Raw genomic sequence first — 12,692 nt, forward strand, 5'->3', positions numbered from 1 at the left:
CTATCAGAATTAAGATGTACGCATGTTGAAATTATTTGAAAAAGAAACGCTCTCATTAGATAAGTTGAGCGATGAGCAAACAGCTCTAGATGTCAGGGACCTATCGGTTTGGCTGAATAATAGTCGCGTTCTGAACAACATCAATATGCGCATTCCTAAAAATAAAATCACAGCGATGATTGGTCAGAGTGGCTGTGGCAAGTCGACTTTACTGAGTAGTTTCAACCGCATGAACGAGCTGAATCAGAACTATGCCTACTCGGGTGAAGTACACATGGATGGGCGCAACATATATAATAAAAAAGAGAACGTTGCTAAGTTACGAACGCAAGTGGGGATGGTTTTCCAACGTCCAAACCCCTTTCCAATGAGCATATATGAGAACGTTTGTTTTGGCTTACGCATTCAGGGTAAAACCGAACGTCGCTCGTTAGATGATATCGTCGAACGATCGCTACGAAATGCAGCGCTTTGGGATGAGGTAAAGGATCGTTTATTTGATTCGGCCCTATTACTCTCAGGTGGGCAACAGCAGCGCCTTGTTATTGCCCGAGCCTTGGCCTTACAACCAGATGTGTTGTTACTAGATGAACCAACATCGGCATTAGATCCGTTGACCACTTTGCATATAGAAGAGCTTATTAATCAGCTCAAGCGCACGTGTACTGTCGTTATTGTTACTCATAACATGCAACAAGCTGCGCGAGTGTCGGACTATTCAGCATTTTTACATCAAGGTGAATTGATAGAGTATTCAGACAGTGACTCCTTGTTTACGATGCCTGAAAAGAAGCAAACAGAAGATTACATTACCGGTCGTTACGGATAATAAGCGCTCACTGAGAAGACTATGAAACGCAATATCGAATTAAATACACATATCTCCGGCAAGTTTAACCAAGAGTTAGAAAAGCTTACCAACTCAGTGTTAACGATGGGCGGTGAGGTAGAACAGCAGTTAATCAACACCATCACTGCTGTTAGAGAGAACAACCCAAGTTTGGCTGAACGGGTATTGTTGAACGATCTAAAAATTAACTCGATGGAAGTTCAGATTGACGATGAGTGTATGCGGATAATAGCTAAGCGTAATCCAACCGCCAGTGACTTGCGATTGATTATGACTGTGTCGCGAGCGACAACAGATATAGAGCGTATAGGCGATGAAATATGCAGAATTGCAAAACTAGTGACAAAAGATCGTCTTCCTCCTTCAGATATTGTGCTCAGTGGTATGTTAATGATCGCTGAAAAAGTCGTGTTTATGATGCGAGGTACCTTTGATGCCTTTGCGAGACAGGATGAGCGTTCAGCGGTGGCAGTCTATGAGCAAGACAATAGTATTGATAAAAAACACAAAGAGTTGCTCAAACAAACCGCAAAAGAAATGTCAGAGCAAAAGCACGATATGCAGGCTTGGTTCGACGTACTGTGGGCTATTCGCTCGCTTGAAAGGATAGGTGATCGCTGTAAAAACCTGTGTGAATACGTACTATTTTTAACCTATGGTAAAGATGTTCGCCATAGTTCGATGAAAAAGACAGTAAAAAAGCTCATGAAATAAGCGGCCAATAAAAAAATCTGCTTTTCTGCTATTGCGATCATACTCTCATGTTGTACCATACTGTCGTCTCAATAATGAAGCTCGGCCATGATTATAAGTTTGAAAACCCAATTCTTCTGCAATCATCACTTTGCTCATTTCATAGGCACGGAGCGCATATTCCATGCTTTCAATGAACTAACCCGTTTTTCAGCTCTAGGCAAAATACAAATATGGATTTAATTCAAAGTTACGGCTTTTTACTTGTAGTAATGGCCGCTGTTGTAGGTTTTGTGATGGCCTGGGGTATTGGTGCAAATGACGTTGCGAACGCAATGGGCACCTCAGTAGGCTCCAAAGCAATCACCTTGAAGCAAGCCATCATCATTGCAATGATTTTCGAGTTCGCCGGTGCCTATCTTGCCGGTGGCGAAGTTACATCAACTATTCGTAAAGGCATCATTGATGTCTCCTATTTTACCAACATTCCTGAGTACTTAGTGCTTGGCATGATTGCGTCATTGCTAGCCGCGGGCATCTGGTTGGCGGTTGCTTCCTACTTTGGTTGGCCAGTGTCAACGACGCACTCTATTATTGGTGCGATTGTCGGTTTTACAGCAATTGGCGTAAGTCCTGACGCAGTAGAGTGGAGCAAAGTCGGCGGTATCGTAGGCAGTTGGGTCGTGACGCCTGCAATCTCAGGCATGATAGCGATACTCATATTCTTAAGTGCTAAAAAGCTCATTTTTGACCGCGCCACTCCACTAATTTACGCGGTAAAATACGTGCCAATTTATATGGGTATGGCCGGTTTTATTATGTCCCTCGTTACCATTAAAAAGGGTTTAAAGCATGTTGGACTTGGTCTTCCTACTGAGCAAGGTTATTTGCTAGCCATTGCTATTGGTGTCTTGGTTGGCATTATTGGTATGGTTTTGATTAGACGTTTACATGTTGAAACATCGTCAACACAAGAAGAGCAGTCTGCAAGCGTAGAGAAAATTTTTGCTATTTTAATGGTATTGACCGCTTGTTGTATGGCCTTCGCTCATGGTTCAAATGATGTTGCCAATGCTATCGGTCCGTTGGCTGCAGTTGTCAGTGTCGTCAGTAACGACGGTCTGATTTTAGACAACTCGCCGCTAGCGTGGTGGATTTTGCCACTGGGTGGTGTTGGTATTGTGGCGGGATTGGCATTGTTTGGCCATCGCGTAATGAAAACAATAGGCCAAGGTATCACTCACCTAACGCCGAGTAAGGGCTTTGCCGCTGAACTAGCTGCAGCGACGACCGTATTGATAGCGTCTGGCACAGGTTTACCTATTTCTACCACACAAACACTCGTGGGTGCCGTATTGGGTGTTGGTATTGTCCAAGGCGTTGCCGCATTGAACATGAAAATAATTCGTACAATAGTCGTGTCTTGGGTTGTTACCTTACCGGCAGGTGCGACACTCTCAATTATCTTCTTCTTCATCCTAAAATTTGCATTTGGGGTATAGTGGAATCGAAGGCGTAAATGAAATTACCTAATTTAAAACATTTACATTACCTCACGGTCTTGCATAAAGAGCAGCACTTTCATCGTGCTGCTGATAAGTGCAATGTCAGCCAATCTACCTTAAGTGCGGCAGTACAAAACCTCGAAGATAGCTTGGGCCAGCAACTCCTAGAGCGCGAACATAAAAACTTCGTGTTTACAGACTTTGGTGAAGCATTAGTCGAAAAAAGCAAAGCCTTACTGAGCCATACTCATGAGTGGATCGAGTTCGCCGAATCAGCTGGAGATTGGAAGTCGGGTACTTTACGAATTGGCGTTATTCCCACAATTGCGCCTTTTTTATTCGAAGGTTTAATAAGAACAATTAACCAGTCCTTACCCGACATCACATTGCAGTTACATGAAGATACTACGGATAACTTGCTAGCCAGACTAGAAGAGGGCGAGCTAAACCTCCTTATTTTAGCTTTACCAATGCAAACGCCTGGCTGTCGACAATTATTGTTAGGTCACGACCCCTTTCATTTGATTGCGCATAGAAATACTGCAATGGGCTTAGAGCTTGCGCCAGACGTTGATTCCTTACCCAAAGACAGTATTTTTTTGTTGCAGAAAGAGCACTGTCTCACTGAGCATGCTGTAAGTGCCTGCGGCTTGAAGCATAAGGAGCAAGTGAGTTCGCTGACTGCCAATAGTTTGCATACACTGGTTTCCTTAGTGAACAGTGAGATGGGTTATACCTTTTTGCCGGAAATGGCTTTGCAAAAAAATATACTGGCAGGTACCGATGTTGTGAGCTTACCCGCAGAGGATAATGCATTCAGGGATATTGGCTTAGTTTGGCGAAACGGCACGACCCGTATACAGTTATTTCGACATTTGGCAAAAGTGATTGCTCCCTTGATTCCCCAAGCTGCAGAAATACGGTAGTTAAAGGGGGTAGAGTACATATCTACTGCGATCAATGCATTTCATCGAGCCCAATTCTCACGATATAACACATATAGGGTTCATAACACGATCCCTACAGTTTGAGAAAGCAGGCAGAGGTAAGGGTTTGCTTTGACATTTTCTGGCCTGTTTAATGGTGAGTATTCTTCGATTACTATTTGAAGCAAAATGCTTCAAGCCAGACTTTCATAAATATGTCACAGTATTTTGTCACCATTTAGTGAGAATAAATCCAAAAATTCGATGAAAATCGGCTAATATGGTGTTAATTTAGGCACATCAGGTTGGCGACACGAATCGTTAACTCTAACAATCATAAATAATAAAAATTTGAGGGAACAAGTAATGTTACAGTCAAAGTTTAAAATCAGTCTTTTGGCAATCGCCTTGGGCTTCGTTTTAAGTGGTTGTGGTCTTGACGGCGACGACGGCGACACCGGCGAAACAGGTACTCAGGGGCCACAAGGCGATCCGGGCGATGACGGTAACGACGGTCAAGATGGCGCCGATGGTGAAGATGGCAGTGATGGTACTGATGCCTCCACTGGCGTATCGATGTCATTGGTTGCACGCGCAGCGTTGGGTGCACAAGGCTCGGCTGAAATTGTGCAATACCACAAAGCAAGTCAAACCATTTACGCGACCAATTCAGCAAATAATACAATCGCCATTATTGCGGCTGATAGCATTACGTCAACTGAACTCTCTAACCCAACCAGTTCAGTGAACTTAACTGTATCGAGTATCACATTACCCACCACTGCAAGTGGAGTGGATTTAGGTGGTTTGACCAGCATTGCTATTTCCAATGACTTACTCGCCGTAGCAATGCCTGCAGCTAATAAGACAGATAATGGTTTCATTCTTTTCTACACTGGCTTAGACAATAGCTCGCCTGCTTTCCTTGATAGTGTCGAAGTTGGTGCATTACCAGACTCAATCGCTTTCACTCCGGATGGAGGGAAATTAGTTGTTGCCAACGAAGGTGAACCAAATGATGATTACTCGGTTGACCCTGAAGGTACCATATCAGTGATTGATATCCTTGCCAGTGGCGAACCTGAAGAAACTGCTGAGACGGTCACATTTACGGATTTGAATGGCACCCAAGCTGCTTTAGAAGCGCAAGGCATGCACTTCCCGAATCCAGATGGTCGCACCATCAATGGCAACGCGATTACAACGACAGTGGCTCAAGACCTTGAGCCAGAGTATGTGACTACTAAAAATGGTACCGCTTATATCACTCTGCAAGAAAACAATGGCCTAGCTATTCTTGATCTTGAAGACCTTTCCATTCAGGTTGTTGGCCTTGGCAGCAAAAACTGGTCAGGACTCGATTTTGATGGTCAAGAAAACGCGGCCGTTAGCTTTGGTCAGTATGAAGGCCTACGTGGTGTGTACATGCCGGATACAATCGCTAATTATGATTGGAAAGGCGCTACATTCTTGGTGACCGCTAATGAAGGTGATGCGAGAGAGTATTTCTTTGACGTAGCTGACGAAGCGGCGTGTACTGCTGCTAATGGCCAGGCATATGACGCAGATGATGGTTGTTTAGCATATAGCGACGAAGTGAAAGTAGAAGACTTAACAGCAGAAGCGGGTTCTGCACTTGAAGCGCTCCAGGCTGATGGGCGTTTGAATGATTTGCGAGTGACCGATGTCTTAGGCGACAGCGACGGCAATGGCGAATATGAAACAGCCTACACCTATGGTGGCCGTTCATTTACCATTTGGGATCAAAATGGACTTGTCGTGTTTGATTCAGGCGATGACCTTGAGAGAATCACAGCATCTATCCATGGTGCGCAATTCAATAATGGCGATGATGAGAACGAAGGTGATTCTCGCTCAGAGAACAAAGGTCCGGAGCCAGAAGCGTTAACCGTGGGTCAAATTGGCGACCGTAACTATGCCTTTGTTGGGACGGAGCGAATGGGCGGCATTTTTGTTTATGATGTGACTAACCCATTTGACGCTTTCTTCGCTGATTACGTCATTAACCGTGATTTAACCGAAGGAAGCACCGTAATTGATGGGATTGGTGATTTAGCACCAGAAAGCCTGCTATTTGTCGATGCCGTCGATAGTGCTACAGGTCAAGCCTTAGTCATTGTTGGTAATGAAGTGAGTGGCACGGTGAGTGTGTACGAAGTGACACCAAATTAATCACACAAAAAATAATAGTAGGCTTTATTGAAATATTGTCACAATATTTTAGCTTGAGTATCTAATGAAGAAGCGCAATCATTGATTTGATTGCGCTTTTTATGTTTTTACCGCCCTGTTATTTTTTCTTCATCGTCGCTTTTCGTATAATGACAAAATTGTAATAAAGCGCTAAGCTTGGTTCAGCAAAGAGCAACACGCTCTAATAAAAAATAAGGCTACACACATGACACAAAACGTCGTTTTGAGCGGCACTGGCTTATTTACGCCGGAGCACAGCATTAGCAATCAAGAATTGATTGCTAGTTACAATGCATATGCAGATAAATTTAATCAAGAAAATGCGGCTGAGATTGAAGCCGGTACAATCATCGCAAAACCTCACTCTAGCGCAGAGTTTGTAGAAAAAGCATCCGGTATTAAAAGCCGTTATATATACGAAAAAAACGGTGTTTTAGATATCAACCGCATGCGTCCGATTATTGCAGAAAGAAGCGATGATCAAATCTCTAATCAAGCTGAAATGGCAGTTGCCGCAGCAAAGGAAGCCATGCTCGCTGCGAATAAAACAGCGCAAGATATAGATGCAGTCATCGTTTCTTGCGCTTATGTTCAGCGCTCTTATCCGGCGATTGCTATCGAAGTGCAAGCAGAGTTAGGTATCCAAGGTTTTGGCTTTGATATGTTGGTGGCTTGTTCAGCTGCTACCTTCGGTATGCATCGAGCATATGAGATGATAAAAGCTGAAACGGCTCGCTGTGTGCTAGTGATTAACCCTGAGCTCGTTTCTCCGCAAATTAATTATACTGACCGTGACAGTCATTTCATTTTTGGTGATGTGGCTACCGCTGTTGTGCTTGAAGCCGAAGAGACGGTCACAAGTGATAACGCCTATAATGTATTGAGTACAAAAGCATTCACTCAGTTTTCTAGTAATATTCGTTCAAATCACGGCTATCTAAACTACGCGAATGATACTGACCCATATGGACCCGATAAGCTTTTTCACCAAGAAGGTCGGAAGGTTTTCAAAGATGTCTGCCCACTAGCTGCCGAGCATATTCGTGAACATTTGAGTAAGCACGACCTAGGCCCAGATAATTTGCGTCGTTGGTGGTTACATCAAGCAAATATCAATATGAACACGCTGATCAGCAAACGCTTGCTAGGCAGAGAAGCAAGCCTTGAAGAAGCGCCTATTGTGCTCGATCGATATGCTAATACAGCGTCTGCGGGTTCTGTGATTGCGTTTCATCTTTACAATACTGACTTGGTTGGTGGGGATTTCGGTATTCTGTGCTCATTTGGCGCGGGTTACTCAATTGGTAGTTTATTAGTACAGAAAAGATAAATACGGATGTTTGGAAGTTTAGGATATGCCTTAGCTGCCTTAGGATATTTCGCGCTTATACTGCTCCTACTGACAGGGAGAAAGTCGGGGATAGCAAAATATTTACTTATTGCTGCGAGTTTAGTGACCTGTTTATGGGCGGCGAGCCATATTGGGGGGCTAGGTTGGCAAAAGAGTATTGCTCACTTTTTTGCGGCAGATGCTAGTCGGCAGTGGGTTTGGATGCTGTTCCTAGCAGCTTGCTTACGTTCTGACTTCCATTCATTCAAACAAATCGTGTTGCGGCCGATTACGCTGTCACTCTTGGTTTTACCTACCGCGGCATTGATTGCTGCTATTACGTCTTCTTTGCCTAGTTTATGGCAATTCTCATTACATACCATTGTCGCTCTGCAGATGCTAATTGTACTGGAGCTTGTTTACCGCCAGGCTGGCGAGCAGAAGTGGGCGTATAAGCCGCTAGTACTTTTCTTAGGTTCCATGAGTTTATTTGACTTTGTAACCTATGCTAACGCGACCATGATCAACCAAATTGGTGAAAACTATATTTATGCTCGAGGGTATATTTATTTCTGCTTGTTACCTTTCTTAGTGCTAGCAATTAGACGAATATCCTATTGGGGTGTTGCTATTTTTGTTAGCCGTGACGTGGTCTTGCACAGTACACTTTTATTGGTTGCTGGTGGCTATCTGTTCTTTATGGCTTTGATTGGCTATTTGGTGAAGTTTCTTGGTGGCTCTTGGAGTTACCCTCTTCAGTTGGTCTTAGTCGCGGTGTCTTTGGTCTTATTGATCAGCTTGTTTTTATCGCATAATTTCAGGACTCGTATAAAAGTCTTTATTACCAAACACTTTTATGCAAACCAGTTTGATTATCGTGTGCAATGGGTAAAGTTGACTGAAAGCATTAGTGGGCAAGACCAATCTTTACATGATGTCTATCAAGCCTCTTTGCGTGGTATCTTAGATGCAATGGAGTATGAGAAAGGCGTTCTACTGAAGCACAGCAAGTCTGGCTTAAGTGCGGTTGCCTCTGTTAACACTAGCGTTGAGAATGAGCTCGACTTTGGAAAGTTAGCTTATCTTACCCAGTACTTTCAGCATAAAGAGTGGATTGTCGATATTTCTGAGCTGCGTGTTAAGCCTCACCAATATGAGGAATTAGACGATAAAGACTACTTCATGAATCATTTCGGTTTTCAGCTCATCATTCCTTTGTTTCGTCAGGATGAGTTCTGGGGGATGGCAATTATTGATGCAGATAATGAACATGGTAAATCTCTCAATTGGGAGCTACGTGATTACATTAACGCGGTAAAAGCGCAAGTTGCGAACTATATTCTGCAATTTGAAGGTGCTTATGCCTTGGCCGAGAATGCACAATTTGCGGCCTTCAGTAGGATGTCGGCATTTGTATTACATGATTTGAAGAATGTCATGGCACAGATTGATTTGATACTTGCGAATGCTCAGCAGCATAAATCAAATCCAGAATTTATTGATGATACTTTCGAGACGCTAGAGCACACCAAGTCACGCATGGACAAAATGCTGAAACAGCTAACAGAGAAGAAAGTCGCTGAAACCCAACGAAGTCGGGAAATTGACCTTTGTGCTCTAAGTGAAGAAGTACTTCGCCAACGTTGTCAATCCATTCTGCCCTTGCCGATGTTGAAGGCCGAACACACACTGTTGCTAGAAATAGATGCCGATAAATTTAGCAATGTCATGTATCATTTAGTGAGTAATGCGCAACAAGCCACCTCGGAAAGTGGTAAAGTTGTGGTAGAAATTGAAAAAGAATTTGACGGGCAGAGTGATTGGGCCGTCATTAAAATTATTGACGATGGCCAAGGTATGAGCCAAGATTTTATCAATACTCGCTTGTTCAAGCCTTTTGATACCACTAAAGGCAATGCGGGAATGGGCATTGGCGCATACGATGCGAAGAATTTTATTGAAGAGCTCGGCGGTACTATCGACGTTGATAGTGCACCTGATGAAGGAACGGTATTTACTTTAAGAATACCCATGATGGAACAATACAAGGCAGAGTAATGGACAAAGTACTAGTAGTCGACGACGATCTCGGGATCCAAAAACAACTGAAGTGGGCATTATCGGAATTTGATACTGTCTTCGCAGACGATAGAGCTTCGGCTATTGTGCAGTTGCGTCGATTTGAACCGACAGTTGTCACTCTCGACCTTGGTTTGCCGCCTGACCCTGCTAATGCATCAGAAGGCTTAAAAACACTGCAAGAGATTATGGCCTTGCTGCCACGCACTAAAGTCATCGTGGTTACCGGAAACAACGAAAAAGAAAACGCATTGAAAGCAATCAGCATGGGTGCCTATGATTTCTACCAAAAGCCCATTGATTCAGAAACTATCAATATTCTGATTAAACGTGCTTTGAATTTAGCCGCCTTAGAGCATGAAAATCACCTATTGAGTTTATCGAACCCGTCAATGGGGCGAATTATTGGAAATAGTGAAGCGATTCAGTCGATCAGTCGCAAGGCTGAAAAAATTGCCTTAACTGATATATCGGCACTGCTGCTTGGTGAAAGTGGTACGGGTAAAGAAGTGTTTGCTCGCAGTATTCACGAACATAGTCACCGTAAAGCCAAACCCTTTGTTGCGATCAATTGTGCTTCTATTCCAGAAAACCTACTTGAGAGTGAGTTATTCGGTTATGAAAAAGGCGCGTTTACTGGGGCAAACAAAACCACCTTAGGTAAAATTGAAACAGCACAAGGCGGTACCTTGTTCCTTGACGAAATTGGCGATATGCCAGTTGGTTTGCAAGCCAAAATGCTTCGTTTCCTGCAAGAACGTGTTATCGAAAGGGTAGGCGGGCGCAGTGAAATCCCCGTTGATATTCGTGTTGTATGTGCAACGCACCGTAATCTTCAAGATATGGTGCAACAAGAAACGTTTAGAGAAGATCTATTCTACAGGGTGGGTGAAATTGTTATTAGTATTCCACCATTGCGAGATAGAGATGAAGATGTTGTGTTGCTCGCGCGGACTTTCTTAAATCAATATAAAGAAGAATATGGCAACAAGATAAAAGGCTTCAGTGAGGACGCAATAGAAGCCATGCTATCGCATCCATGGCCTGGCAATATACGCGAGCTACAGAATAAATTGAAATCGGCTGTGGTGCTCGCTGAGGGTAATGTAATCACCGCCGATGACCTAAGCTTGTTAGCCAAGAAAACTGAAGAAGAAACATTAGTACTGAATTTACGGGAAGTCAGAGAACAAGCTGAAAGTAAGGCGATAAGACGTGCTTACCATCAGTCGGAACAAAATATCTCGAAAACTGCAGAGCTCTTAGGGGTCACGAGACCAACTCTATACTCACTGATTGATAAATATCATTTAGAGGATCTTAAGAGCAATGCATAAGCCCAATTGTTACTGCTAACATTAAGGCCTATGCGAAACTGACCACGTTGTCCGTCATTCCGCTGTTTGGTTTATTGACAAGTGTCGAAAAAAGCGCGCGCAGTTCTTCCGCCGCTTTTCCTTTAGGCTCTTTCTCAATGACCGACAATCCGCCTTCCTCACTGTCGTCATAAATATGCCTTTCATGCAAAATTTGTTCAGCGACAGAGATGTCATATAAATCAGCCATTGTTTTTGCTTCATTGACTCTAGACTGTTGGTTTGGTTGTGAGGGGCATTGGGTAAACACAATATGTGCAGACAGTTGTTGGTTCACCATTTTACAACTGTGTACCATTTCATCGAGATGAGATAAGGTTTTTAAATCGCGTCTTTTTGGACGCATCGGCAGCAGCGCAACATCAGCGGTGGATAAGGTTGATCGCAAAGCAAGGGTATCTTGAGCGCCACAATCGACGATCACGTATTCATACTGGCTACTGTATCCCAAAAGTTGGTTTCGAATTTTGCCATTCAATTGAACGCAATCGATGGTTGTTGCATTTGGGTTATTGTTGCGAGATTGGATCCAGTCCACCGTGGTCCCTTGAACATCACAGTCCACAATTAAAACGCTCGCATTTTCTTCCACTGTCAACATTGCTGCTAAATTTTGTGCAATACAACTTTTGCCGCTTCCGCCTTTTTCACCGCCGACTAAAACTATCATTTACTCACCTTTATTATTAAATTTAGTATCTTCTGATATATGTAAGCGAAACCACTTTAAAGCGTATAATCTTCACTAACTTGCCCCAACCCAATTAAAATTACTCCTATTGCTAGTAATCTTGTGAATATCTATTAATATTTAAGCATACTTCTAAATACGTTAAATTAAGGAACAACATGGCACAACCAAGCGCTTTACCTAATCAAGAAGGCAAGAGAGTCCCCGAAGTTACTTGGCCAGTGAGAGTTGGCGAAGACTGGCAGCGTATGTCGTCTAAAGAACTCTTTGCAGGAAAGAAGGTGGTGTTATTTTCACTTCCTGGGGCATTCACTCCAACCTGTTCGTCTACACATTTGCCAAGATACAATCAGCTAGCAGGCGTGTTTAAGAAATTGGGTGTTGATGAAATCTGTTGTATGTCAGTAAATGATACCTTTGTAATGAATGCGTGGTTAGCAGACCAAGAAGCCGAAAATATCACCGTGATCCCAGATGGAAACGGTGAGTTTACAGCTGGCATGGAGATGCTCGTTGATAAAGATGATTTGGGCTTTGGCAAGCGTAGTTGGCGTTACTCGATGTTGGTGAATGATGGCGTTGTCGAAAAAATGTTTATCGAACCCAATGTACCAGGCGACCCTTTTGAAGTGTCCGATGCTGATACGATGCTAGCTTATTTAGCGCCAGGTACGAAAGCACCGCAAGAAGTGTCGTTATTTACCAAACCAGGCTGCCCTTTCTGCTCGAAAGCGAAAACATTGTTAAGCGATGCTGGCTATGAATATGAAGAGATTGTGTTAGGTACTCAAGCATCCTTGGCATCATTAAAAGCTATTTCTGGCCGCGATTCCGTACCTCAAGTTTTCATTGGCGGTAAACATATTGGTGGTAGTGACGATTTGGAAGCTTTCCTGCAATCGTAAACCAACAGGATACTCTGTAGAAAGCCCACTTCGGTGGGCTTTTTTTATACATATATTCTAAGCGATGATGATAGCAAGTGATAGAGATACTAATGTTTGCAGATTTCGTCACAATATTACGTT

Annotated in this window: 10 protein-coding genes; 9 read left to right on the top strand and 1 reads right to left on the bottom strand. The window is 43.3% G+C overall.

What is annotated here, in order from left to right:
* Nucleotides 1-22 precede the first annotated feature (22 nt).
* From pstB to prsR, 8 genes are all read left to right on the top strand, one after another.
* Complete coding sequence (gene pstB / locus RM556_RS04230; protein WP_311362002.1) at nt 23-829, top strand: phosphate ABC transporter ATP-binding protein PstB; 807 nt, start codon at nt 23-25, stop codon at nt 827-829.
* Nucleotides 830-850: 21 nt separating this feature from the next.
* Nucleotides 851-1,564: a phosphate signaling complex protein PhoU gene (gene phoU / locus RM556_RS04235; RefSeq protein WP_311362003.1), complete on the top strand. Its 714-nt coding sequence runs from the start codon at nt 851-853 to the stop codon at nt 1,562-1,564.
* 212 nt (nt 1,565-1,776) lie between these two features.
* On the top strand, nt 1,777-3,045 hold the full coding sequence (locus RM556_RS04240; protein WP_311362004.1) for an inorganic phosphate transporter: 1,269 nt from the start codon (nt 1,777-1,779) through the stop codon (nt 3,043-3,045).
* Nucleotides 3,046-3,062: 17 nt separating this feature from the next.
* Complete coding sequence (locus RM556_RS04245; protein ID WP_311373929.1) at nt 3,063-3,974, top strand: LysR substrate-binding domain-containing protein; 912 nt, start codon at nt 3,063-3,065, stop codon at nt 3,972-3,974.
* Between the two features lie 366 nt (nt 3,975-4,340).
* Nucleotides 4,341-6,167, top strand: coding sequence for a choice-of-anchor I family protein (locus tag RM556_RS04250; RefSeq protein ID WP_311373930.1), 1,827 nt, complete (start codon nt 4,341-4,343; stop codon nt 6,165-6,167).
* A gap of 226 nt (nt 6,168-6,393) precedes the next feature.
* Nucleotides 6,394-7,518 (top strand): beta-ketoacyl-ACP synthase III, encoded by a 1,125-nt coding sequence (locus tag RM556_RS04255; RefSeq protein WP_311373931.1) that lies wholly within the window; start codon nt 6,394-6,396, stop codon nt 7,516-7,518.
* A gap of 6 nt (nt 7,519-7,524) precedes the next feature.
* Nucleotides 7,525-9,576 (top strand): XrtA/PEP-CTERM system histidine kinase PrsK, encoded by a 2,052-nt coding sequence (prsK, locus tag RM556_RS04260; RefSeq protein ID WP_311373932.1) that lies wholly within the window; start codon nt 7,525-7,527, stop codon nt 9,574-9,576.
* Nucleotides 9,576-10,934, top strand: coding sequence for a PEP-CTERM-box response regulator transcription factor (gene prsR / locus RM556_RS04265; RefSeq protein WP_311362009.1), 1,359 nt, complete (start codon nt 9,576-9,578; stop codon nt 10,932-10,934). Before prsK ends, prsR begins: the two co-directional genes overlap by 1 nt.
* A gap of 28 nt (nt 10,935-10,962) precedes the next feature.
* On the opposite strand, the gene RM556_RS04270 is transcribed toward prsR, so the two are convergent.
* Nucleotides 10,963-11,643 carry an AAA family ATPase gene (locus tag RM556_RS04270; RefSeq protein ID WP_311373933.1) on the bottom strand — a complete coding sequence of 227 codons (681 nt, stop codon included), beginning with the start codon at nt 11,641-11,643 and terminating at the stop codon, nt 10,963-10,965.
* Between the two features lie 179 nt (nt 11,644-11,822).
* Here RM556_RS04270 and RM556_RS04275 point away from each other — a divergent pair, with 179 nt between their 5' ends.
* The gene (locus RM556_RS04275; RefSeq protein WP_311362011.1) at nt 11,823-12,569 is read left to right on the top strand and encodes a glutathione peroxidase; all 747 of its coding nucleotides are present in this window, start codon (nt 11,823-11,825) and stop codon (nt 12,567-12,569) included.
* Nucleotides 12,570-12,692: the final 123 nt, after the last annotated feature.

Origin of the sequence: Alteromonas sp. W364 (assembly GCF_031846205.1) — a bacterium.
Classification (GTDB): Bacteria; Pseudomonadota; Gammaproteobacteria; order Enterobacterales; family Alteromonadaceae; genus Glaciecola; species Glaciecola blandensis.